Below are 24,086 nucleotides of genomic sequence, written 5' to 3'. Positions count from 1 at the left end.
TTTGCCTCCTCGTTAGTTGCCTGTAAAGTTTGGCTTTCTTTTTTCTTTGAAGGCTGCAATGCCTTCTTGATGATCTTCCGTAGAAACCATCATTGTCTGTGTGATCCTTTCCTGCTCAAGAATCTCTTCAAGCGTAGCTGTCATGGAATGGTCAACCAGTTTTTTGATCATACCGTATGCCCTGGTCGGCCCATTTGCAAGAAGGCCAGCTAGCTTAAGCGCCTCTTCCTGTAATTGTGCAACAGGGACAAGATGGTTTATCACGCCCAGCTGGTATAACCGCTGTGCCGGTATTGGTTCTGCAGTGAACATAAATTGTTTTGCCAGGTGAGGACCGACTAATCTTGGGACAAAATAGGAACCTCCGCCATCTGAGACAAGGCCAACCTGCGAAAAGCTAAGCGCAAATTGACTTTCTTCCGCAGCGACAATTAAATCACAAGCAAGTGCCAGATTAAAACCTGCGCCAGCAGCAAAGCCATGTACCGCTGCAATAATCGGCTTCTCCAAAGCTTTCATTGCAAGGATACATTCGTTCAGCCTGCCTATATGGTCATATACTCCTGCCGCGTTTGCCTGGCCCATCGTTTTTACATCGCCGCCAGCACTGAACGATCGACCGGCGCCAGACAATACGATTACTTTTACCTCAGGGTCAAGCTGTGCCTCTCTTAATTCCTCCGTCAGTGTTAGAATCATTTCCGGACTGAAGGCATTCAAGCTTTCGGGTCTGTTCAATGTTAAGGAAAGTACCGCCCCATTTTTGTTCTTGACCAAATGGTCACTACTTTTTACATTCGTCAAATCAATCATCCTTTCTCGGGTTTAATAGAATCATAGACTTATTTAATCAGCCAGCCGCCATCAACGAGAATGTCGGAACCTGTCATGTAAGAAGCTTCCGGAGAAGCAGCAAATGCAATCACATTCGCGATTTCATCGGGCTTGCCAACTCGCTTCAAGGCTGTATTTTTTCTGATTGCTTTTATAAATTGTTCATTTTGCATTCCTTGCTCAGTCAGCGGAGTTTTCACGAATCCAGGTGATACGGAATTGACCCTGATCCCGAAAGGAGACAATTCCAAAGCCAATGCTTTAGTAAAATTGATGACACCCGCTTTTGCTGCACTATAGTGAGGGATATGCGCACCGGCCTGGTGACCGGATAAGCTGGCCACGTTCACGATCGAGCGGTTTTGCCGGAAATCTCTTTTTTCGTCTGAGTGATCAGCCATGAGTTTTCCAAGCACTTTCGAAACGAGGAAAACGCTTTTCAGATTCGTATTTTGTACAAAATCCCAATCACTTTCCGAGGTCTCCATTATTTTTGAGTGGACCGAACCGCCGGCATTATTGACTAGAACATGCAATTCGCCAAATTGCTCTTCCACATATTCAGCTAACTCGATAATATCTTCCTCATCTGTTACGTCAGCAGGGAAAATTTCAGCTCTCGGAAGCTTGTATGATTCATTTATTTCGTTTGCCGCGCTCTCAAGTTTGGATTTCGTCCGTCCAACCAAAAGTACTTTTGCTCCTTCACTTGCAAACCGGGCGGCGGCCGCTTTCCCGATTCCACTCCCTGCTCCTGTAACTAGAACCACTGTGTCTGCGAATCTCAATCCTTTCACCTCCTGAATTTTAACGGAATATTCAGTTATTTACGCTGGCAGTAAATAACTTTTCAGCCCCTCTTTCAACAAGTCGGGTAATACCTCACTATTCTGGTTTTTAAAATCATAATACACAATAATTGCGGTACCTTTAGCAATCAACTGCTGGGTCTGTGAGCATACAATGTCATGCTCAAGCTGGAAGCTTTTTGAACCAATTCTTGAAACATAAGTTTTTACAGTCAATAGCTGGTCGAAATACCCCTGGCTGACAAAATCACATTTGGTGGAAGCCAAAATGAATTTCCAATCGTTCAATTCCATGCTATATCCTAATGTTTCAAAAAAACGGATCCTCGCCTCCTCCAGATAGACAAAATAACTGGTATTGTTGATATGTCCCAGCGCATCTGTCTCGCCAAAACGTGCTTGAACCTGGATCTCCTGCATGCATCTCTCCTCTTTCTCTCTGAGTATAGTTTTTCGTACTAACCGGTTGGTATGTAAGTGGCGTAGAAAGAGGCCAGGCTTTCAACGCCTCTCCCTACAATATACTTCAGTTGACTTCGATTCCCTTCAGAATCATTTCAACAAAAATCTCCGCCACTTCCCGATCAGAAACTTTCCCTTGTGGATTGAACCACTGGTAGCTCCAGTTTGCAGCGCCCAGTATACCAAATGTCACAATGATTGGATTCAAATCCTTGCGGAATTCACCGCTTTCGATCCCTTCGCGAATGAGCCGTTCGACGTTCAATCTGAATTGGTCGCGTTTAGCGACAATCTGGGCCAGACGATCATCACTTAAGTGGCGCATTTCCCTGAAAAAGATTTTTGCGGATGCTCCTTTGGATTTAATGCTGCTTATCAGCATATAAACGATATCGAATAATTTTTGCTTGCTTGTTGATGGCTCGGCGAGAATTTCTTCCTGACGGCCCAGTAATTCGTCAATATATCTCAGGTGAATGTCCATCAGTAATTCTTCTTTGCTGGAAAAATAATAATAGAAAGAACCTTTAGTTACCCCAAGAGAATCCACGATATCCTGGATCGATGTTTCACTGAAGCCTTTCTTCTCAAATAATTTTATGCTGTGTGCGGTAATTTTTTCTTTCACTTTGCTGTCCTCGCAATCCTACTAGTCTGCACAGAAATTATACCATATTTTACCCCCTGTCCCATTGGGTTAAAAGTATTTATCTGCTCTTCACTTCTTCTCTTAGGGCCCTTCGCAGTATTTTGCCAACACTTGTCTTCGGCAGCTGTTCACGGAATTCGACGACGTTTGGAACCTTGTATGCGGCCATATTTTCACGGCAAAATTCCTTTATTTGATCCTCATCCGCCTCCTTGCCTGCTTTGAGGACGATCACTGCTTTGACAGCCTCGCCACGGTATTCATCCGGGATGCCAATGATAACGGCCTCCTGTACAGCTGGGTGCTCATATAAAACTTCCTCAATATCACGCGGATAGATATTGTATCCGCTCGCGATAATCATGTCTTTTTTCCTGTCGACAATATAGAGATATCCGTCTTCATCAACTTTAGCGATATCTCCTGTATATAGCCATCCATCTCTTAAGGTGTTGGCTGTCTCCTCCGGCATATTCCAGTAGCCTTTCATGACCTGTGGGCCTTTGAGGATGACTTCACCCAGCTCTCCAGCTGGGACGTCTTTTGTCCCTGTTGCCAGGTCGACGACCCTGTATTCCGTTGAAGGCATGCCAATACCGACACTGCCAGGCTTTCTCTCCGCAAAACTTGGATTGCAATGTGTAGTAGGAGAGGCTTCTGATAGGCCATAACCTTCAAGGATTTTTGATCCAGTTTTTCTCTCGAATTCTTTCAGCAGCTCTACTGGCATTGGTGCGCTGCCACTGTTGCAAATTTCTATGCTGCCAATTCCATACTCCTCTGCCTTCGGATGATTCGTAATGGCGACGTACATTGTCGGAACGCCTGGGAACATGGTGGGTTGCTCATTTTTAATTGTATTCAGGACCTCTTCCAGGTCGAAACGTGGCAACAAAATGATTTCTGCTCCTGTATAGATTGATAGGTTCATGCATGCTGTCATCCCGAATACATGGAACAGCGGGATGACCGTCAATGAACGCTCCACTCCAGGTTTGATGTCATGCTTGAAAAATTCATATGATTGCAGTACATTCGCGAGCAGATTCCGATGGGTCAGCATCGCACCCTTGGATCTTCCTGTAGTACCGCCCGTATACTGCAGGACAGCGACGTCTTCAGCTGGATTAACATCAACTACAGATGTCCTGCCGCTGCTTTCTGCTAAAAACGCTTCAAATTTTGTATCCGGTACAAAGGTATGTTCGGTAGGCTGAAGGCTGACAACGATAATATTTCTTAGTTTGGTAGAAGCCTGAACACTTTTAACCTTGGAATAAAGCGCATCAAACACAACAATCGTTTCTGCTCCTGAATCATTAAGGATGTATTCAAGTTCGCGTTCAACGGACATTGGATTAACCTGGGTAATGATCGCACCTGCGGTCAAAATACCAAAATAGGTTATGACGTATTGAGGGCAATTTGGAAGCATGATGGCAACCCTGTCTCTACCCTCCACACCTCTGTTTTGCAGCGCTGAAGCAAAATGTGTGACTGTTTGGGATAGTTGCTCATAAGTGACTTTTCTGCCATAGAAGGATAAGGCATTATTTTGAGGATACTTCTCAGCTGATTCTCGCAGCATTTGTGGCAAAGATTTTTCAGGAACTGTGATTGTGGATGCAATGGAGTCAGGATACTTGGAAAGCCAGACCTTATTCTCGCTCATTAAATTTCCCCCATTCAAATAATAACTTGAAATATATGGCTAAAATGTCAGTCCACCGCCGTCGACTGACAAAGTGGCACCGGTTATAAAAGAAGCTTCATCAGAAGCGAGGAACAGAACCGCATTAGCGACCTCCTCGGGTGTGCCGATCCTGCCTAAGGCATTGGCCTTTGAAATGATTGGCCATTTGCGTTCATCATTTTTCCATCCTTCTATAATATGTGTATCAATGACACCAGGTGCAATGGCGTTCACACGTATATGATTTTTGCCATATTCCAATGCTGCATTTTTTGTCAGCAGGATGACACCGGCTTTCGATGCATTGTAAGCTGCAAGATACTTTTGCCCCTTTATGCCAAGCAAGCTTGAGGTGTTGATGATTGCGCCGCCGCCAGCCTTCATCATTTCAGGAACTGCATGTTTAATACCGAGGAAAACACCTTTAAGATTAATATCAATAATCTGGTCCCAGTCCTCTTCATCGAGATCGACACTTTTTACATTCGGATTTCCTATCCCTGCGTTATTAAAAAGAATATCCAGCTTCCCAAAGGTTTCGACAGTTACCGAAATAACTTCCTTCATCTGTTTGGAATCGCTTACATTTAATTCGGTAAAAATCGCTCTTCCTCCATGTTTCTCAATGAGTTCTGCAGTCGCCCGGCCGCCATCAACATTGATATCCCCGATAACAACCTGGGCTCCTTCACGAGCAAAGCGGAGTGCGGCTGCACGTCCAATTCCACTGGCACCGCCAGTAATAGTGGCTGTCTTGTTTCCCAATCTCATTTTATTCCTCCTACAGCTTTCTACTAACCGGTCGGTATGTATTATTAATCTTATTATAACGTTTATATTGAAATATTCAACTATTAGTCTAAATATTCTAATAAATTAGTAAATAATGCTACTAAGAAGGTTCGTATTTGGTGCTTGGTACTATTCCGGCTAAGATGGTTATTGCACATAAGATAAAAAAGCCCTAAGAGTACTTAGGGCTAAGATTATTTAGAGCTTTATTTTTACAGCTTTTGTTGCGACAAAGCATTTAATAAACTCATCTAGTGGCCTTCTGCCGCCAAAATCGTCCTCATACAAACCAGCAATGACTAGGCCTGCATCAATTTGACCTTGAATCTGGTCTTCTAGTGTATGAAAAAATTCAATGGTATTGTTTGATTCTATATATTTCTCTTTTTCATAGTCTGTCAGGTTGGCCAGGGAAGATCCGGGAATTTTGTTTTTGACCACAAGATTTCCTTTCATATCCTCTTCATCATCAAAGATGAATAAGAGAGGATTTGTAAATCCCGAAATAAGTGTTCCTTTGTTTTTCAATACTCTTGAAGCTTCTTTCCACACTTTGGAAATATCCTCTACGAATACATTCGACACTGGGTGGACAATCAAGTCAAATTCCTCATCGCTGAAAGCTGAAAGATCTGTCATGCTGCATTGCAGAGTGCTTAACTGAAGTCCGTCTCTATTAGCGACAAACTCATCCTGCTCCAGTTGTTTTTTTGAAATATCAACAACCGTTACATCCGCTCCAGCTGCCGCCAGAACAGGCCCCTGCTGTCCTCCGCCAGAAGCAAGACAAAGAACCTTCAAGCCCGCCAACGATTCAGGAAACCAGTTTCTAGGAACTGGTTTTTCCGTTGTCACCGTAATTTCCCATTCGCCTGCTTTGCTCTTTTCAATAATCTCCCTGGAGACAGCCTTGGTATATACTGATTCACTTTCAACCTTCTTGTCCCAAGCAAGGCTATTTTGTTTAATAGCGTCCATTCTCTTCACCCTAACTTTCCTAATCTATTATTTTTTACTTTCTGCAATTCTTAAAATATGCTCATAAAGCTGGTGCCAATCATGGTAATATTCTTGTACCTGGTTAGGATCCAAGAAGATTCGTTCTGAGGATTCGTATTCTGCTTCGAAATTATGGACTTCCGTTATATCCATCCGATAAAATACCTGGAAACCGATTTTTGGATAAGGACTATCCTCATTCCATTGGGTGTTTTCACTATGATCGACTATAATCGAACCTAAAAGCGTACAATCACCAGAAACATAGGCCTCTTCCATGGTTTCTCTCTTAAAACACTCCTCAGCAGATTCATCTGCCTCAATATGACCGCCAGTCATATCCCATCCACGTTGATTCAAATTCACTAGGAGCACCTTGTCATCGAGGAAGCAGAAGCCATGGACACTGCTAATCAAATCCCTGGGAGGAAGCTGATCCTCTTCCTGCCATGATAACTTTACTTTTGCATGATCCCAATTTACATATGTAGTGACCAACCATACTCCCCCTTTCAGTTTTGCAAACGCCCTTGCTTCCAATTGTAACCAAAATATGAAGTGGGTGACAATATAAAAAAGCATTGGCAAATTGGCCAATGCTTTTAAGTTTCTGGAATACTATAAATTCATTCTCAAGGTGTGAAGTCAATCATTGTCATTAGCCCTTTTGCCTGATTCTTTCAACAACAGTGCCTATTTCATCAGGTTTGGCAAATTCCACTGGTGAAAAACCTTTTTCAAAGGTAATCGTATCAGCTTCAATCATGATGACATACTTACCGTTAACCTTTGCAAGATGGATACTGTCACCATAATCAGCCAGCAGACCTTTCACGGAAATGTGGTCGAGCTTCATCTTTAGCTCCAGTTCAGGTGTATGCTCGATAAGCTGAGCAGCCGCTTCAATCACCTGCTCTGGTTCGAATCGCTCCTGGAGCTCACGTTTATCGCTTGCAGCCCAGATTTCCATCGCATTCTCCAGCTGCTCCCGTTCCTCGCTTTCAGGCTCAAAGGTTTCCTCCATATGCCCTCTGACCATTTCAATGACCTGGGTTTTAACAATTTCCGGCATCGACTGGCCATACTCCACATATTTCAAAAAGTCTTCAAAATAACGTGCATGCGAAGATTGGTTAATTTTCAATTCATTATCCTGGATCATGCCCTCTTCTGGCATATAAGGATATTGAATTGATTTCATATTCTTCGTTGTGATCGCCATCTCAACCTGCCGAATCAAAGTCGATTCATCTGAAATGGAAGCTACTTTTGGTTCAAAGTCACATTTCAGGATGAACACAAACGCATCATCGAAAAACTTGCGAAGCTTTGCTCTCGCCACGATAAACGCACCGCCTCTCACAGCGCTTGTATCAACGTAGGCGATGGCAAACTTTTCACTCTCTTGCTGGAATGCCTCTTTTGACTCCGCAAAGCGAACACGATGAAATAGATTGTAGTTTGGATTTGATGTTAAATCATGTCCTTCTTCAACGATGAAGTATCCGAGTTTTGTAGGAACTTCGTCCGTCTTTGGATGACGCTCCACCTTGCGCTTGACGATTTTTGCAAACTCCCCATCGAGGAAATCCTTTAATGGACCGGATTCATATTCTTCCTCATTCAAAGTCTGGAAATGCTTATATCTTTTATCTGCTTGCTCCCCTTTGCCTTCTACCTGTACAACATAAAAAGAAAGGTATTGAACTTCAAATTCCATGATTAAACTCCCTGCTGACTATATTTGATGAACGTTTCGTAAATATGCATAAGGATCTCCAATAAGCGCGAAAATACAGCATCTATCTGTGGAAGGATGCTGTATTTCAGCGTCAATTCATTAAGACGAATTCTGTTTTGCTTCCTGTTTGTGTAGAGATAACCTCAAGTCTTGCATCAATTCTTTCCTTTAATTCAGGAACGTGGGAAATAATCCCGACTAGACGGCCGCTGCTTTGTATATCGATCAATGCTTCGATTGCCTGATCGAGTGACTCCGGATCAAGGGTTCCAAACCCTTCATCAATGAACATGGTTTCGAGCGAAACACCGCCAGCATAGTTCTGGACCACATCGGCCAAGCCAAGTGCCAGTGATAGCGCGGCTTTGAAGCTTTCGCCTCCGGATAGGGTCTTGACATGCCTTTCTTGCCCTGTATAGGCATCTAGCACGAGAAGTTCCAAACCACTCTGGACATTGCCTTTTGAACGATCCGTTTTCCTCATTAACCGATATCGGCCACTCGTCATTTTGTTCAGCCTTACATTTGCCTCTTGAAGGATATCATCGAGGAAAGCTGCTAGGACAAAGCGCTCGAATGTGATCCTATATGTGTTCTGACCCTTTGAGATTTCATATAAATGACCTACCAGTTTATACTTTTCCTCAAGCACCTTCATTTGTTCATTTAAGCTAACAACCTGTTCAAAGATCGATTGATTGTCGCGTTTTTTCATATTCAAATACTGATACGCCTCGTCAGCTTCTTTAATCTTCTGGTTTAATTCCGCAAAGAGATTTTGGAGTGTATCCATATCCGGCTTTTTAACTTCCTTTAACATCTCTGTAAGTTCTGAAAAACGATCCCTTACAGACCGGATCTCTTCACGATAGTTCCTAACATCTGATTCAAGCTTTTGTATGGCTTGCTCAGAAATTTTAGCCTGACTATAAGCTTGGTAGTTTTTAAACCCCTGTGCTGTCATATTGTCTTTGAATGTTTCGCGTTCGGTTGTCAATTTTGTTTCAATTTCTTTTATCCTTTTTTCAGCCTCTTCACGACGGGCAGTTTCGGTTCCCAGCAGTTCCTTGGCATCCTGGAAGTTTTTCCGGGCCTGTTCAAGTTCCTGATCAAGCTGCTTTTGCAAAAGTTCTGCGGAATGGAGGCTTGCCTCGAAGGCCTGCAGTGATCGAAGCTCAGCTGGTATCCTTTCTATCATTCGCTCCAGCGTCGTCTTCTTTTCTGTATACTGGATGACCAGTTTTTGATAGGCTTCGTCCAACTCTTTCAATTGCTGTTGCAATTTTTCTTTTCCTTCTTCGAATCTAGTGATTTCTGTTTTTATTTTCTCAAGGTTGTCTTTCTTCAAAGAAAGGTTTTGTTGCTCTTTTTTTAGCTTTTCAATATCCCTTTCAGTCAACATCACAGCATCGGACAGCTGTTCCATTTCAAACCCAGCCAGGAAGCCGGTAATTTCAGCAAGTAATTCCTCTCCCGCCTCGTTCAAAGACCTTAGGTTCGCTTCAGTTTCAATAAAGGATTTTTCAGCACTGCTCTTTTCTTTTTCAAGAAGAGAGACTTGTTCACGTGCAGCTTTTAGATCCTCTTCAGTAGGAATGAAGCCTTCGCTTGCTTTTGCTGGTGAGGGATGATGGTCTGAGCCGCAAACTGGGCAGGCATTGCCATCGCTAAGCTTTCCGGCCAGTACAGCAGCCTGGGAATGAAGCCATTTTTGCTCCAGCTCTTCTGCTGCGGATTTGCCATCGTTTAAACGGGCAACAGCCTGGTTAAACAGCCCCATTCTTGTTTCAAAGCTTTTTTGGGCCTGATGGAGTCTTTGGTTATGAATGGAAAGTTTTTTCAGCTTGTCCAGTTCACGGTTCAGTTTTTCCAGCTGCCTGTCATTCTCGAAATAAGTAATCTGAGCTGTTTCTGCCTCTTCTTTGCCAGCCTGTAAAACCTTAAGACGGTCTTCTGCCGTCTTAAGGGTATTTTCACCCTTTTCCCGTTCCTGTTTTTTTGCATCGAAGGTTGCTTTTATTTTCTTTACCTCGGAATCAATGCGGGAAAAGGCCAGGACCTCTTCTTTCATATTCGCCAGCTTACTTAGTTGGTCAGCCGCCGCCTTCCGTTCTGGTTCACGGTCAATTTGCTTCTGCTGTTCCTGTTCAGCAGCCTTCAGTTTCACTGTTAAGTCTTCGATTCGTTTCATTATTTGTGCAGCCTGGTTCGAAATGGAATCAAAATCAGCCTTCAATCTGTGGCAGAGCTGTTCCTGGGCGTCAAGCAGTGCTGCTTTTTTCGCCAGCATAGACTGCTTCTCTTTTTCAACAAATAATGACTCCTGTGCTTCCAGTTTTTCCTTCACAGTCTTTAAGGTCTCAAGAGATTGAATTTGTTTCAATGTAGCTTCGGCTTCGAATAGCCGTTGCTGCATCTGGTCACGTTCAAGCTGAAGTTTTTCACGGCCTTTTGCCAGATGCTGAAGCTTTTCCTCCATAGCACTTATTTCCTTTTTCAGAAGTGGGAGGATCATGGTATCATTCACACTGCCCGCTGCTAGTAGCACCTTGAGTTCATCATTCTCGACAGCTTTAATGCTTCGGAGCTGGGAGTCCCTCTTTTCAACCTGGTCCTCAACCGATTTTTTCAAAATTGTTGCTTCTTCTTTAAGTTTCTCTTCTACCCTTTTATAAATCTCAGTATGGAATAATCTCTGCAGGATGACTTCTTTTTCCTTGCTGTCGGATGTTAGCAGCTTGCGGAATTCCCCCTGAGGAATCATCAGGATCTGCCGAAATTGGTTGCTGTCGATGATCATGATTTCCTTGATTTTTTCATCAACTTCGCGAACATTGGATGCTAACAGCTGCAATTCACCATTTTCATCAATCAAATAGAGTTCGGCTTTTGCTCCTATATTGGTTGTTCCTTCCCCTGACTTCTTTTTCCTCTCCTGTTGTGGAGATCTTGTGATTCGATAAGTCTTTCGGCGAAGAGAAAACTCCAACGTAACCTCTGTCAAAACATCATCTTCTGCGAACTGGCTCCGCAAGTCAGGCCCGTTCCGATCCTCCCCGCTTGCCTTGCCGTAAATCGCATAACTGATTCCATCAAAAATCGTTGTTTTACCTGAACCTGTTTTCCCGGAAATGACAAACATCGTCCTGTTCTCCAACTGTTTGAAGTCGATAGTTTCGGAACCGGCATAAGGACCGAACGCCTGCATGGTCAATTTAAGAGGTTTCATTTTTGCGCCTCCTCTTTCAGCACATTGCCAATCACATCTGTCATTACACCTCGTTTTTCGTCTGTGAATTCACTTGTCGTCATTTCCTGATAAAACTGTTCGAATAGCTCTAGTTCGGATTTTTTTTCTTCCCTTATGGATGTGAAGCTTTGCTTATGTTTTTGGTCGATGGATTCTATTTTTCTCTCAAGGTGGAGAACATTTGGGAAAACCTGACGCAGCTTGCCCATTGGGTCAATCATCGCCCCATCATCAAGCAAAGTTACTTTTAAATAGTCATTCGTATTCTCTTTTTCATAAAAGGATGGATCAAGTAGCTGTTCTAAGTGGCCTTCCAACTCCCGCATATCTTGCTTCGGCTTTAAAGTCTTATAGCGCATCTCGAAACTGCCGTTATCATTCATTTCAACGATTGAAATGGACTTCCGCTGTTTTGCCTCGGAAAAGGAATATTTTAAAAGGGATCCAGAGTACTTAATCTTGTCATGTTTGATCGCATCAGGACTGTGAAGATGTCCGAGTGCTGTGAAGGAGAATGGGTCAAATAAATCCTGCGTAACACAGCCAGAACCGCCAACTGACAATGACCTCTCCGAATCACATGAGTCCCCGCCAAGTACGAAGGCATGTCCTACAAAAACGTTTGGCTCGTTTGGGTTCAGGTTTTCTTCTATTTTACCGATCACTGCTTTCATTGCTTCCTGATGGGAATGGATGGATGAATCGTCCAGCAAATGGCGGACAACTCCAGGTTCCGCATAAGGAACCAAATGGAAATTCACACCATTGATATGTACTGGCTTAAAATCGTTCGCCAATTTTCCTGTAAGGTAAAAATGATTATGGCGGTACCATGAGCTCCCAAATGACAGGCGCTCTGCACTATCGTGGTTACCAGCAATTGCAACAACCGGAGTGTTCAGCTCCACATTGATCCGGAACAGCACTTCATCAAGAAGCTCGACGGCATCTGTTGGCGGTACAGACCTGTCATACAAATCACCTGCAATCACTACAGCATCAGGTTGTTCTTCTGCGACAAGCTCAACAAATTGATTCAATACTTCTCGCTGATCTTCTGTCATGTACATTCCATGAACCAGCTTCCCAAGATGCCAATCACCTGTATGGATAAATTTCATCCCAAATCCCCCCTGTTAATTAAATTATCTATTTAAATAGTTCTTAAATGCTTTTTTGACAATGTTTCTATTATACCAAACTCAAAAATCTAATGGGCACTCAAAAAAAGGAAAGTGAAAGGAACGTTTGTTCTGATTCTATCAAACATCCAATCTGAAATCTACCTGAATTTTCCTCTTATTTTGTCTATTATATTACAGTTAATAATTGACTCTCAGATTTGACTTTTCTACCACGGTTTTCCACAATAGAGGTAACGACAAATCAATTAAAGCAGGGATTAAAATGAAAACAAAATCAAGGGCATTATATGAATTTTTAGTAGAGCATGCAACGGATTTTTCAGAGGATTGGCTTAAACGCCAGCGTGTTATTAAAGGTTCGGATTACTCTGCTGATGCTCCTTCTGAAGTAATGAACAGAGTGAAGGAACAGAACTCAAACTATGTTCGCCTTGTGGCCAAATCACTTTATCAGTCTGAGGAAGAGATGAAGGAAACCATTTCAGCCTGGACGAGTCAGACTGCAGCTGACCGCATTAAATCTAAAACCGACCTGACAGAAGTAGCATGGAATTCAGGAGTTTTTAGACGTGTTTATTGGGAATATGTTCAACGCTTCGTAAAGCAGACGGAAATGGAGATTACACTGGACGACATATTTACCTGGGAAAAAAAGATCAATTACACATTGGATTATGTCTTTGAAACTTTTATCGTTGTTTTCATGGAAATCCTTATGAATCGCTTAGCCTCCCAAGCCACACTAATCAAGGAATTGAGCACTCCAGTGATTAGCTTGACTAAGGAAGTCGGCCTCCTGCCATTGATTGGTGAAATTGATACAACGAGAGCAAAAAGCTTGATGGAATCAACACTTACACAAAGTATCGATGCACGAATTAACACCTTGATTGTCGATCTTTCAGGGGTCGTGATGGTTGACACGATGGTAGCCCATCAGATCTTCAAACTGATGGACGCATTAAATCTACTTGGCGTGCGATCAATCGTAACAGGTATCAGGCCGGAGGTTGCCCAAACCGCTGTTCAGCTAGGAATCGATTTTTCAGGAATAACAACGGAAGGCAACCTGCAGAATGTCGTGAAAAAAATTATTCAAAGTTAAAACCTGCTAGCAAGCCACTAGCAGGTTTTTCTTTTTAAGAGGAGCATCCTCCGCCGCAGCTCGAACAACTGCTTGAACAGCTGCTCGAACAGCTATGGCCTCCTCCGTCGTTATGAGAATCATTAAGCCCTCCCGAACCGCAAAAAACAGCACTGCAGCCCGATGTACCGTTTATCTGGTTTGAATAGGCATATGCTTTAGCATAATCCCAGTACTCATCAAAGTAGTAATAAGAATAAAATACCATTACCAAGCTTAATCCGGATAGGTCGCCGAAAAGCCCTGGCCTTTCAAAAGCCCCTTTTTTATCTGTATGATAGATTTCTTGAGCATCTTTCAGTTGCGCTCTTAACTGGGTTATTAAGTAATCCACCAGTTCCTGATTATCCCCAGTTACGTTAAATAATTGCTGTTTCAATTCATCGTCACTAAGGAGACTCATTTTTTGGAGGACTTGCCTATCCATTGGATAATGGAAGAAATCTCCCCAGGCCTGCCACGTATACTCAGTTATTTCAAACAGCTGAGAGAACACCCAATCAAAAAATGCTCTTTGCTGGGGTGCCGGTTCAGGTTCCAAGTTAGGGGTATGATGAAGCATTTTCCCAAGGAATCGATCAGAAAATCCTTCATATTGCTTTGTGAACATCAGCATCTCATGCCAAACCTCATCCACCTTGCTGCTGAACATTGGCGTACTTTTCAAAAAAGAATTAAGGAAGAAATACCGTTTTAGTTCGAAAAGACGCCACTCGAATTCATCTTCAGACACTTGGGGATGATCACTTAAGAAACGTAGTTTCACTTGATGGATGTATTCATAAGGCAGTGCGTTCTCTAGTTTTTGGAAGGTGGATGAAGCTGGAACGTTTCCCAGCAAGCCAAGGCGATCCGGGATGTTCTCCTTCAATAAAACCTTCTTCTTGCTTCCATTGCCAGAGAAATAGTAAATCGCAAAAAGGATCCCTGCTCCAGCGGCAATCGTTAAGAAAATACCCATTTATCATGCACCTCACCTTATGTAATCATTGTTAACGTTAATACGGTTTTCTTAATGGAAAAGTTTCAAAGTGGGTGAATTTTTTGATTAAAAAAGCCCAGCCAGCTGGCTGAGCTTCAAGTGGAATGAAGGGAGCAATTGTTTTAAAAAGTTAGCAGCAAGTCATCTTTACAATGTTTTGGTGAAGCGAATATGGAAGGTTGTCCCCATTCCAATCTGGCTTTTCACTTCCACCTTCCCTCTCATTGCACGAATGATGCTGAATGTTACCATCATGCCAAGACCAGTTCCTTGCTTTCCTTTTGTCGTGTAGTATGGTTCACCCAGCCGGGCAATTTGCTCTTCATTCATCCCGATCCCTGTATCCCTGACAAGAATATGGATCACAGAACCGGTGAGGAACGTCTGGATGATCAGTTCACCGCCATTTGGCATAGCCTCCAAACCGTTTTTCATCAGATTAATGAATCCTTGCTTAAACTTCGAGCGATCTCCTGATATGAATAAACCTGGACTGAATTTTTTTGTTATTTTGACACCATTCAGATTGGCCAATGGGCTAAGTACATTAAGTACATGATTCAGTTCCTTCTCGACTTCGATTTTCTCTTCCTTTTCAAACGCTGGCCTAGCAAAAGTCAGATAATCATTGATCACTTCTTCCGCCCTCTTCAATTCCTGGACAGCAATATCAATGAATTCTTTTTTCTTATCTTCAGGATAGTCTTTCTCACCTAAAAGCTGCAAAAAACCTTTTACTGTGGTTAGCGGATTACGGATTTCATGAGAAATAGACGCACTTAAATGGCTGACTGCTTCAATTTTATCAGCCTTTGCCAACCTTTGGCGGATAATGAAGGTTTGGCGGATCGTCTCAATTGAATAACTGACTAGACCTGAAGTTAAGGCAGGAATCAAGATGAAGCTGATCCATGCTTCTGGATGACTAATGGGTTCGTTAACTATGGCGACCATCTGCATTAATAAAAAGGAAGTGATGACTGTCAATAAGACAGAAACACCGACTCTGCTGTTCAAGCTTAACCTGTTAAACCATGGGTGAATCCACTTCAAAAGGATGGCAAGTCCGGAAAAGACCCCAACCGACACCCAGAACCCATCGTTTATTCCCAACAAAGCTCGCATTAAAAGAGTAAGCCCTGCAAGAAGAAAACTATATCCAGTATAGAGACCACCGAGAATCATCGGGACCTGTCGAAGATCAAAACGGATGCCATCCTGAACTTGAACTGAAAATATATAACAGGTAAAAATCGATATAATAAAATAGAATAATTGATAAATTTCACGCTTCTCTTCATTTACTTGTCTTTCAATGATTAACTGTGTAAAAAACAGCAGGACAAGGAGCAGCGAGAGGTTCATTAATAAATGCTTTGTAATTTCCACTGCAACACCACCATAAGTACTTATAAAGATAGTATTATAATCCTGTGGACAGCGCAAATTTTACCCATTATCACCTTTTTATTCCTTGTCATTTGTTTTATATTGGAAAAAAGGAGTGTTGTATATGTTATTATGGATCATCGTAATTTTGCTCGTTCTCATCCTTATTGATGTTATAAGACTGCATAGAAAGGTTGACCGATTGTATGAGTTCTTAAATCCAAAGACTCCGCCAACAGTTGAAGAAATCGAAAACATGTTAACATCGAAGAATGATAGCCTTGAATAAAAAATGGCTTCCTTACGCACTCGTCCTTATTTCAGTCTTATTAATTTATACATTGGATACCTTCAATTCACGAGTGCCAGAGCAGGAAAAAGAAGCATCTACTAGTATACCGAAAGCTGTCATCACGATTGACGGTCAGGAAGTATTGTATAAATCAGGTGCGTTTTCCTGGGTGGAAAAAGGAATCGGACCTGTAGTCGACCAGGATGAGCCACCAATCCTGTTTCATGATTTGCTTCCTGTAAACGTAAAACCATTCAGCAAGTTGAAGATCACTTTACCTGAAAAAGCCGGGATTGAAACTGTTTCCGTTTATCGCTCACGAGGAGATTTGGAACTGGGCCCACTTCCTTTAGAAACGATTTTTGATGATACCTATACTTTTAACAATGTGGCTGGACTAAGTACGGTAATCATAGAAGCCGGCAGGCAAGATCAAGTCTATCATTATACTTTTCCAATCATCCTAGAAGAAGTGATTTCTTATCAATCCCAGCTCGCGGAAGAAAAAGGCTATTTGGCTGTATTGGAGCTATATCTGCCAGACGCACAGCAGCAAAATTGGGCTCTTGAACAGGTAAACAACAAGTATGTTCATAAAGCTCATTCCATGCAGGTGAATAATGTTGAAGAAGCACGCCAGCAATTCCCCGATTTAACAATCGAAGCACTGCCGTATTATGCCATCTTCAATCATGAAAGACTGCTCTATGAGGCAAATAACCGGGAAGATTTTTTCAAGCTGCTGAAAGTAGCGGCTCCTTAGTGAAGTTGGAGCTGGTCTGTACAGTGAATGAGAAACGCCATCCAAAATGGATGGCGTAAAGTCTGACATTCTCTTATTCTGTGGCTGTTAAAACCTGGCTGACGGACATTTTTTTCGATATGGGCGTAATTGTGTCCGTCATTGTGTCGTTGATGGTCACTTTTTTCGAAAGAAGTCGCGGTTTTTGTCCATCATAGCGTGATGATGGACACTTTTTTGAATGAAGTCATGATTTTTGTCCGTCATATGCTTGATGATGGACATTTTTTAGAATGAAGTCATGATTTTTGTCCATCATAGCGTCGATGATGGACATTTTTTGACTTGAAGTCTTGGTTTTTGTCCGTCATATCCTTGATGATGGACATTTTTTAGAATGAAGTCATGATTTTTGTCCATCATATCCTTGATGATGGACATTTTCTATCGATATAGTCGTGATTTTGTCCATCATGATCTGGCTGACGGGAATTCATCATAATGAATAGAAAAGCCCCCCCAGAGGAAGCTGTGAAAGTCAATTTAGCTTTTTTTCAATTTGTTCTCGGGTCATTTCTATTTTTCCTGGCAATACGAACAGATATTGAATTAAGTCTTCCAGTAAATCCATGATTAGTTCAGTCATTTCATCATCCATCTCGTATTCCAACTCAAGCATCTTATGGAGCGCCCCTTCAGGTTTCATCAAAGGGCTTAATGAAGTGACTGCTCTATCCAAATGAATATGGTCCGGCAGCATTTCGAATTGCTGGTCAAGAGTCAAGCCCTTTGCCTTATCCCCCAGAAAGTTTTTCAGTACATTCTCAAGAACCCGCTTGGCCAATACAGCAGTTGCTGTATTTTCTTTTGAAAGATAGACGCTGACTGCTGATTTATAGGCCCTGACCAATTCTTCTGGTATTTTAGGAATGTGCTGGATCTGGTTTGTTGGATCAGTTGAGCTTTGTGGATCATATATGTATACTTCAGGCTGTGTCATGTTTTCCCTCGTAATGATCACAAATGGAACACTATTTTTACATGAGGGGCAAACACTTTCAGTCATCAGTCCATGTTTGCTGCTCTGATACGTCGACTTAAGTACAAACTCCACCTTCTCCTTGCAAACAGGACAGATATTCCTTATACCTTTAGGGACCTTCAAATGTCCGAACTGACTATAAGATGTAATCGAGCCGGCAAAGATTCGCCTCATTTTCATGCCCCTTTCTGTGCCGCAGTTTCCATTCGCTATCAATAGCATATGTTTCCATACTTCCCAAAAAATTAACCATGCTTTTATATATCCCTAATTTATGCAATAAAAACTCTACTTTTGACTTTGCTCTATGTTCATATCAATTTGTTTTCCCAAAAGTCCTGAAATTAATTCCAGGGAGCTAAGTGAGGAAATATCCTGCTCAAGGAGCGGAAGGAAAACTTGTCTCTGATTTTTGAATTTTTCTGCGATTTCATCTAGATACAATCTTTCGTTCGATCTCCTTTGTGCCATGAACCTTCCATCTGCCTCCTCAGGGATAACCTTGTTGACAACGATGGAGTTCACATGAATTCCATGCTGATGAAGTGTTTCTATTGCCTTGGCTGTTTCAAGTATTGGCAGACGTTCGGCGTTCAGTACAAATACATACTCTGTTTGTCTACCGTCAAGCAGGATTTCCCTAACGCGTTTGAATCGATTTTTTCGTTCATTCAGCTTGTCATATAAAGGGTCGTCAACGACTTCTCCATCATTCATCCACTGCGCGTAATTTTCGTTCGCCTTTTTCCGCCGTTCCAACAGCCCGTCCATCCAGACACCCATCAACTCCGGCAGAGTCAGCAACCGGATTGTATGACCTGTCGGTGCTGTATCAAAAACAATGGCATCATAATTTGTTATTTCCTCCAGAACCAATGAGGTGATTTTGTCAAACAGTGCTGCTTCTTCTGACCCAGGCGAGGATGCGGCCATATCAATCTGTCTGTTGACCTCCTCCAGCATGGTCGCTTTCACCAGTCCTTTCAAATTTCCCTTTACACCATTGATGTAGTTCCTGGACTCCTGTTCTGAGTCGATCTCCAGAACGTCAAGGTTTCGAGTTGCTCTTTCAATTTTTCCACCAGTGAAGTTCCGGTGAAATAAATCCCCGGTATTATGGGCGGGATCTGTTGAAACCAGCAGGATCTTCTTCCCTTTTTGCGCAAGCAAGAGCGCCATGGCTGCTGATGTTGTACTTTTGCCAACACCACCTTTTCCGCCAATAAAATATATCTTCTTATCCAGCATAGTCATAACACTTCCTCCTAACAGCAGCGTATTCCTTCAAGCGGGGATTTCTCCATACCAGCCCTCAGATGCCAATCATGGAAACGTTCGATAATGACAGGGTAGAGTTCCAAAGTATAGTAAAATGCCGGGTTAGGCAGGCCGAGCATTTCCGAAAAACAAAGGAGCATAAAAAGGTCTTCTTCGTCTCTTAACTCACGGGCAATTTCCGTTCTGTGCGGCTGCCTGAGGATTTCATCGTATACAGCGATGGCGCGTTTGAATTGGTCATAGAATCCCACTATGCTTTACCCCCTTTCCAAAATGACAATAGAGACCGGTCACCCGGCCTCCACTAACTTACATTTCCTTGCCTATAGGCGGCGGATTGTTCTTACTAAAAGCAGAGATTGCCTCGAGGATGATCCAGAATACAAAAATCAGGATCAGTCCGCCGATGCCAAAGAGCAGCATATTCAACTCGCCGCTTCCATAACCAGACCACTGGAAAATGACCTGCTGAATCATTGCCCAGAGTGTCATGAAGAATACAAAAACCATTGGAATGAAGGTGACAAGATAATTCCTTCCCTGACGTTTCAGCCAGATGGAAACAAGGAGAAGACTTACACCTGCCAAAAGCTGGTTGCTCGTTCCAAACAATGGCCACAACAGGTATCCACCAGAACCGAATCCGTTTGGTCCCTTTGGCAATAGTACAAGTGCAGCACTTGAAACAACTGCTACAGTCGTGGCTACATGAGTTTTTGTCAAAGCCTGGACGTTGTACTCGCTTCCAATCTCAGCGATGATATAACGCATCAATCTTACGGATGTGTCTAATGTTGTAGCAGCAAAGCTGACAACGATAATGGAAACAATCGTCCTTGCAATATCTGCAGGAATCCAGATTCCAGTTGCAAGCTGTGCAGCACCATTGATGAAGTTGCCAAGGCCTCCTGCACTTGCAGCAGCAAAGCTAGAATAAGCAGCAGTAAAATCTGCTTTTGTTGCAAATACGGTGACTACCGCAATGATAGCGATCAGGGCAAGTACCCCTTCACCGACTGCTCCGAGATAACCAACAAACCGCGCATCGGTTTCTTTTTCAAGCTGCTTGGAGGATGTTCCTGAAGAAACAAGTCCATGGAAACCTGAAATTGCCCCGCATGCAATTGTGATGAATAAAAGCGGGAACCAGGAAACATCGGTAGCCGCAGCATTCATAGCAGGAGCTGTAACCTCAGGCTGAAGGAAAACCAGCCCGGCATATAAAATAAATAAACCTACAACCAATTGGTGTGAATTGATGTAATCGCGAGGCTGGAGAAGCTTCCAGACAGGTAAAGTCGAGGCGATGTAAACATACACCATCAAAACGACAATCCAGACCAGGAATGCCATTGACACACCACTAAGACCGAACAGTACAGTATTATCCGCTCCGCCAAAGTACTTCACAAGATCAATTTGGAGTGCAGGCACACGGCTTGCAAGGATTGCCGCCCCATACATGACTCCCAGAGCTATCAATGAAGGTACAAGCATTCCCTTCTTCTTTTTATAAACTGCGTAACCAATCCAAATTGCAAGCGGGATCTGAAGGAAGACAGATAGAACACTCGCAGGGAATTTTACAAACAGGTTGGCAATGACCCATGCAAAAACAGCATTGACCATCAAAACAAGTATTAAAATAATGAATAAGAACATGATTTTTGCGCGTTTGCCAATCAGTTTATTGGTGATGGTCCCTACTGACTGCCCCTTATTCCTGACTGAGAGGACAAGAGTTCCGAAATCATGGACACCTGCAGCAAAGACCGTGCCCAAAGTAACCCACAGGAATGCTGGCAGCCAACCCCAATATACGGCGATTGCTGGCCCTACAATTGGTGCCGCACCGGCTACAGACGTAAAATGATGTCCCCAAAGGATCATTTTCTTTGTTGGGACAAAATCAACCCCGTCAGAATATTGATGTGCCGGTGTCACATAATTCGGATCGAGACGGTAAATCTTTTCTGCTACCCACTTGGAATAGAATCGATAGCCAATCGCAAAGACAATCATCCCGATCACGGCTAACCATAAAGAGTTCATTGATTAAAACCTCCCTTTTTATGAGTTGGTACTACAACTTAATAATAAAAATATATTGGTGAATTAGTCAATAAATTCTGACTACTTTTATTGAAATTTTGTTATATCCCCTTTTCTCATATCGCAAAAAATTTCCCAACATGATAATTCGACATTTTGCGACTTAGTTGTTGAAATGTTCAGACTATTGAAGTATAAATATGATAATCTACTAATTATTATTAGCTAGAATTTGATTTTAGGAGGAGTTTATTTGAAAAAGAAAGTAGTTTCCTTAAGTTTAACGGCAAGTTTGGCATTAAGCGGATTGGTTGCGGCAACAGGCTTTGCTGCCCCAACGGATTCAGCTTCAAAGAAGTTCACAAAAAGCCATGGCGCTCCTGAATTTGTTGCCGGGAAGCTGACGAATCCATCCCAAAAACCAGCAAAGGACGTTGTTCTTGGATACTTGAAAACTTCAAAAGGAAAATACAACCTGGGAACAAATGATGGTTTTGTCGTTAAATCACAGGAAGCAGATAAACTTGGTGGAGATGTAGTCCGCCTTCAACAGGTATATAATGGTGTCCCTGTCTGGGGAGCAACACAGGCTGCAAGAGTGGACGAAACGGGAGTTCTTAAAGTTCTTAGCGGAACGGTCAGCAAAGGACTTGATAACAAACTTGTTAAGGCATCCAATAAAAAATCCCAAAGAGACGCCATCTCTGTTGCTGAAGGCGACTTAGGTTTCAAACCTGATTATGAAGTTGCGCCATCCGCTGAATTGGTTGTTTATCCTGGAGAGGAACAAGCAGTATACGCTTACCATGTCACGTTGAATTTCCTTAGTCCTGAACCAGGTAATTACCAGTATTTTGTCAACGCAGCAACTGGGGAAATCATCAATAAATACAATGCCCTACACACTGCAGGGAAAACCAATCCTTCTTTAAGTGGAACAAACACTGTTGGATCTGGCGTAGGAGTTCTTGGAGACACCAAAACATTGAATACTCTTCTTTCAAGCGGCTCTTATTATTTGCAGGATAATACACGTGGAAATGGAGTATTCACATACGATGCAAAGAATCGCCAGAGAACGCCAGGTTCCCTCTGGGTGGATGCTGATAATAATTTGAACGCTTCTTATGACGGTGCCGCAGTAGATGCTCACTACTATGCAGGGCTAACTTATGATTACTATAAAAATACTTTTGGCCGTAATTCTTATGACAATAAGGGGGCAGCTTTGAAATCCACTGTCCACTATGGAAGAAGCTATAACAATGCTTTCTGGAATGGCCAGCAAATGGTATACGGTGATGGAGATGGAACTACATTCATCCCACTTTCCGGCGGACTCGATGTAGTGGCACATGAACTGACACACGCTGTGACTGATTTCAGTTCGGACCTTGTTTACCAGTATGAATCAGGTGCTTTGAATGAGGCGATTTCTGATATCTTCGGTACGCTTGCTGAATTCCATGACAACAATAATCCTGATTTTGAAATCGGTGAAGATATCTACACACCAAATAAAGCCGGTGATGCCCTTCGTTCCATGAGCGATCCTGCTAAATATGGTGATCCGGACCACTATTCTGTGCGTTACACTGGCACATCGGATAATGGTGGAGTCCATATCAACAGCGGAATCATCAATAAAGCTGCCTACCTTCTGAGCGAAGGCGGTTCGCATTATGGAGTATCTGTACCAGGCGTAGGAACGGATAAAATGGGCGCGATTTTCTACCGAGCAAACACAGTCTATTTCACATCTTCCACTAACTTCAGCCAGGCACGAGCCGGAGCTGTACAAGCAGCAAAAGATCTTTACGGATCCACCTCCGCAGAAGTAAATGCTGTCAATAAAGCCTTTGATGCTGTAGGAGTTTATTAATAGTTATCTATTAAGCAAGACTGGCTCATCTTTTAGAGGTGAGCTAGTTTTTTTATAGGGTTCTTTTGAAAATGAGGCTTGCTGTTTGGAATGGGTGCTGGGGTGCTCTTGACAGGTTTGCCTCCATAAACTGAAAAGCTGTCATAAAAACAGCAGATTCTTGACAGCTTTGCCCATATAAACTGAAAAGCTGTCATAAGAACAACGTATTCTTGACAGGTTTGCCCCTATAAGCTGAAAAATTGTCATAAAAACAGCAGATTCTTGACAGGTTTGCTCCTATAAGCTGAAAAGTTGTCATAAAAACAGCAGATTCTTGACAGGTTTGCCCCTATAAGCTGAAAAGTTGTCATAAAAACAGCAGATTCTTGACAGGTTTGCGTCCATAAGCTGAAAAGTTGTCATAAAAACAGCAGATTCTTGACAGAGTTATGCCTTTAATCTGAAAACCTATCATAATAACATCAGATTCATGACAGCAGTAGCCCCCTTATCCCCCAGAATCTATCAAAAACAAACTAATTCGCACACCCACCATGATTTTTTACCTATTTACTTTACCGCTTTAATTAAATGATTGACATTGACCCTGAATAGCTGTAATATTTAGAGAAATTTAATAATTCAATATTATGAAATCTTATCCAGAGAAGCTGAGGGTCCTGGCCCAATGAAGCTTCAGCAACCTTCAACCTTGTTTGTTGAAAAGGTGCTAATTCCAGCAAGTTTTTTAACTTGGCAGATAAGAAGAATGGCTATCATCTGTAAAAGTCTTCTTCTTAAGAAGGCTTTTTTTGTTTTATCAAGGACTTCCCGCATTGTTTTCTGGAGCTCATGTGGTACCTGTCTGTTTTAAGTCGAAGATCTCGTCTTTTCTCATAAAACAAAAATTGCCCTCCACTACATCAT

The 24,086-nt window shown here is 42.5% G+C and carries 21 protein-coding genes and 1 riboswitch; of the genes, 4 read left to right on the top strand and 17 right to left on the bottom strand.

Annotated features, from left to right (window positions below):
- Positions 1-12: 12 nt before the first annotated feature.
- The 11 genes from LGO15_RS12695 to LGO15_RS12645 all read right to left on the bottom strand — a co-directional run bounded on the left by LGO15_RS12695 (position 13) and on the right by LGO15_RS12645 (position 12,350).
- A complete protein-coding gene (locus LGO15_RS12695; RefSeq protein ID WP_226084957.1) occupies positions 13-804 on the bottom strand; it encodes an enoyl-CoA hydratase/isomerase family protein in 792 nt (263 codons plus the stop codon).
- A gap of 38 nt (positions 805-842) precedes the next feature.
- Positions 843-1,622, bottom strand: a complete 780-nt coding sequence (locus LGO15_RS12690) for an SDR family NAD(P)-dependent oxidoreductase (RefSeq protein WP_226084956.1) — start codon at positions 1,620-1,622, stop codon at positions 843-845.
- A gap of 39 nt (positions 1,623-1,661) precedes the next feature.
- Positions 1,662-2,063: an acyl-CoA thioesterase gene (locus LGO15_RS12685; protein WP_226084955.1), complete on the bottom strand. Its 402-nt coding sequence runs from the start codon at positions 2,061-2,063 to the stop codon at positions 1,662-1,664.
- A gap of 106 nt (positions 2,064-2,169) precedes the next feature.
- The gene (locus tag LGO15_RS12680) at positions 2,170-2,733 is read right to left on the bottom strand and encodes a TetR/AcrR family transcriptional regulator (protein ID WP_167830774.1); all 564 of its coding nucleotides are present in this window, start codon (positions 2,731-2,733) and stop codon (positions 2,170-2,172) included.
- Positions 2,734-2,812: 79 nt separating this feature from the next.
- Positions 2,813-4,426, bottom strand: coding sequence for a long-chain-fatty-acid--CoA ligase (locus tag LGO15_RS12675; RefSeq protein WP_226084954.1), 1,614 nt, complete (start codon positions 4,424-4,426; stop codon positions 2,813-2,815).
- Between the two features lie 39 nt (positions 4,427-4,465).
- A complete protein-coding gene (locus LGO15_RS12670) occupies positions 4,466-5,218 on the bottom strand; it encodes an SDR family NAD(P)-dependent oxidoreductase (RefSeq protein WP_226084953.1) in 753 nt (250 codons plus the stop codon).
- A gap of 219 nt (positions 5,219-5,437) precedes the next feature.
- The gene (locus LGO15_RS12665; protein WP_226084952.1) at positions 5,438-6,217 is read right to left on the bottom strand and encodes a class I SAM-dependent methyltransferase; all 780 of its coding nucleotides are present in this window, start codon (positions 6,215-6,217) and stop codon (positions 5,438-5,440) included.
- Between the two features lie 27 nt (positions 6,218-6,244).
- Positions 6,245-6,736, bottom strand: a complete 492-nt coding sequence (locus tag LGO15_RS12660; protein ID WP_226084951.1) for an NUDIX hydrolase — start codon at positions 6,734-6,736, stop codon at positions 6,245-6,247.
- A gap of 160 nt (positions 6,737-6,896) precedes the next feature.
- Entirely contained in the window at positions 6,897-7,958 is a 1,062-nt protein-coding gene (locus LGO15_RS12655; RefSeq protein ID WP_167830769.1) for a DUF3900 domain-containing protein, read from the bottom strand.
- Positions 7,959-8,070: 112 nt separating this feature from the next.
- Positions 8,071-11,208: an AAA family ATPase gene (locus LGO15_RS12650; RefSeq protein WP_226084950.1), complete on the bottom strand. Its 3,138-nt coding sequence runs from the start codon at positions 11,206-11,208 to the stop codon at positions 8,071-8,073.
- On the bottom strand, positions 11,205-12,350 hold the full coding sequence (locus LGO15_RS12645; protein WP_167830767.1) for an exonuclease SbcCD subunit D: 1,146 nt from the start codon (positions 12,348-12,350) through the stop codon (positions 11,205-11,207). The genes LGO15_RS12650 and LGO15_RS12645 overlap by 4 nt, the downstream gene beginning before the upstream one ends.
- A gap of 286 nt (positions 12,351-12,636) precedes the next feature.
- On the opposite strand from LGO15_RS12645, the gene LGO15_RS12640 reads away from it, so the two are divergent.
- The gene (locus LGO15_RS12640; protein WP_167830766.1) at positions 12,637-13,479 is read left to right on the top strand and encodes an STAS domain-containing protein; all 843 of its coding nucleotides are present in this window, start codon (positions 12,637-12,639) and stop codon (positions 13,477-13,479) included.
- Positions 13,480-13,513: 34 nt separating this feature from the next.
- On the opposite strand, the gene LGO15_RS12635 is transcribed toward LGO15_RS12640, so the two are convergent.
- Positions 13,514-14,479, bottom strand: coding sequence for a hypothetical protein (locus LGO15_RS12635; RefSeq protein WP_167830765.1), 966 nt, complete (start codon positions 14,477-14,479; stop codon positions 13,514-13,516).
- Positions 14,480-14,647: 168 nt separating this feature from the next.
- Positions 14,648-15,889, bottom strand: coding sequence for an ATP-binding protein (locus LGO15_RS12630; RefSeq protein ID WP_167830764.1), 1,242 nt, complete (start codon positions 15,887-15,889; stop codon positions 14,648-14,650).
- A 124-nt stretch (positions 15,890-16,013) separates the two neighbouring features.
- Here LGO15_RS12630 and LGO15_RS12625 point away from each other — a divergent pair, with 124 nt between their 5' ends.
- Both LGO15_RS12625 and LGO15_RS12620 read left to right on the top strand, forming a co-directional pair.
- Complete coding sequence (locus tag LGO15_RS12625; protein WP_167830763.1) at positions 16,014-16,178, top strand: hypothetical protein; 165 nt, start codon at positions 16,014-16,016, stop codon at positions 16,176-16,178.
- Positions 16,171-16,944 (top strand): hypothetical protein, encoded by a 774-nt coding sequence (locus LGO15_RS12620; RefSeq protein WP_167830762.1) that lies wholly within the window; start codon positions 16,171-16,173, stop codon positions 16,942-16,944. Before LGO15_RS12625 ends, LGO15_RS12620 begins: the two co-directional genes overlap by 8 nt.
- A 517-nt stretch (positions 16,945-17,461) precedes the next feature.
- Here the strand turns inward: LGO15_RS12620 and LGO15_RS12615 are convergent.
- The 4 genes from LGO15_RS12615 to LGO15_RS12600 all read right to left on the bottom strand — a co-directional run bounded on the left by LGO15_RS12615 (position 17,462) and on the right by LGO15_RS12600 (position 21,295).
- Positions 17,462-18,139 (bottom strand): hypothetical protein, encoded by a 678-nt coding sequence (locus LGO15_RS12615; RefSeq protein WP_226084949.1) that lies wholly within the window; start codon positions 18,137-18,139, stop codon positions 17,462-17,464.
- Between the two features lie 114 nt (positions 18,140-18,253).
- Positions 18,254-19,219: an ArsA family ATPase gene (locus LGO15_RS12610; protein WP_167830761.1), complete on the bottom strand. Its 966-nt coding sequence runs from the start codon at positions 19,217-19,219 to the stop codon at positions 18,254-18,256.
- A gap of 11 nt (positions 19,220-19,230) precedes the next feature.
- Positions 19,231-19,494: a cory-CC-star protein gene (locus LGO15_RS12605; protein WP_167830760.1), complete on the bottom strand. Its 264-nt coding sequence runs from the start codon at positions 19,492-19,494 to the stop codon at positions 19,231-19,233.
- A gap of 58 nt (positions 19,495-19,552) precedes the next feature.
- Entirely contained in the window at positions 19,553-21,295 is a 1,743-nt protein-coding gene (locus LGO15_RS12600; RefSeq protein ID WP_167830759.1) for a carbon starvation CstA family protein, read from the bottom strand.
- Between the two features lie 253 nt (positions 21,296-21,548).
- On the opposite strand from LGO15_RS12600, the gene LGO15_RS12595 reads away from it, so the two are divergent.
- Positions 21,549-23,177, top strand: a complete 1,629-nt coding sequence (locus tag LGO15_RS12595) for a M4 family metallopeptidase (protein ID WP_167830758.1) — start codon at positions 21,549-21,551, stop codon at positions 23,175-23,177.
- Positions 23,178-23,814: 637 nt separating this feature from the next.
- A riboswitch (SAM riboswitch) is annotated at positions 23,815-23,926 on the top strand.
- Positions 23,927-24,086 lie beyond the last annotated feature (160 nt).

The sequence above is a fragment of the Mesobacillus sp. S13 genome (assembly GCF_020422885.1).
Lineage (GTDB): Bacteria > Bacillota > Bacilli > Bacillales > Cytobacillaceae > Mesobacillus > Mesobacillus selenatarsenatis_A.
Note: the sequence above shows the minus strand (reverse complement) of the source record. Positions and strands in the feature narration are given on the sequence as shown.

What these genes read in the sequence shown, in the direction of transcription:
- LGO15_RS12665 (WP_226084952.1), bottom strand. Translation starts at nt 6,217, where the DNA reads ATGGACGCTATTAAACAAAATAGCCTTGCTTGGGACAAGAAGGTTGAA.
- LGO15_RS12610 (WP_167830761.1), bottom strand. Translation starts at nt 19,219, where the DNA reads ATGACTATGCTGGATAAGAAGATATATTTTATTGGCGGAAAAGGTGGT.
- LGO15_RS12615 (WP_226084949.1), bottom strand. Translation starts at nt 18,139, where the DNA reads ATGAGGCGAATCTTTGCCGGCTCGATTACATCTTATAGTCAGTTCGGA.
- LGO15_RS12675 (WP_226084954.1), bottom strand. Translation starts at nt 4,426, where the DNA reads ATGAGCGAGAATAAGGTCTGGCTTTCCAAGTATCCTGACTCCATTGCA.
- LGO15_RS12635 (WP_167830765.1), bottom strand. Translation starts at nt 14,479, where the DNA reads ATGGGTATTTTCTTAACGATTGCCGCTGGAGCAGGGATCCTTTTTGCG.
- LGO15_RS12650 (WP_226084950.1), bottom strand. Translation starts at nt 11,208, where the DNA reads ATGAAACCTCTTAAATTGACCATGCAGGCGTTCGGTCCTTATGCCGGT.
- LGO15_RS12600 (WP_167830759.1), bottom strand. Translation starts at nt 21,295, where the DNA reads ATGAACTCTTTATGGTTAGCCGTGATCGGGATGATTGTCTTTGCGATT.
- LGO15_RS12670 (WP_226084953.1), bottom strand. Translation starts at nt 5,218, where the DNA reads ATGAGATTGGGAAACAAGACAGCCACTATTACTGGCGGTGCCAGTGGA.
- LGO15_RS12655 (WP_167830769.1), bottom strand. Translation starts at nt 7,958, where the DNA reads ATGGAATTTGAAGTTCAATACCTTTCTTTTTATGTTGTACAGGTAGAA.
- LGO15_RS12685 (WP_226084955.1), bottom strand. Translation starts at nt 2,063, where the DNA reads ATGCAGGAGATCCAGGTTCAAGCACGTTTTGGCGAGACAGATGCGCTG.
- LGO15_RS12640 (WP_167830766.1), top strand. Translation starts at nt 12,637, where the DNA reads ATGAAAACAAAATCAAGGGCATTATATGAATTTTTAGTAGAGCATGCA.
- LGO15_RS12645 (WP_167830767.1), bottom strand. Translation starts at nt 12,350, where the DNA reads ATGAAATTTATCCATACAGGTGATTGGCATCTTGGGAAGCTGGTTCAT.
- LGO15_RS12625 (WP_167830763.1), top strand. Translation starts at nt 16,014, where the DNA reads ATGTTATTATGGATCATCGTAATTTTGCTCGTTCTCATCCTTATTGAT.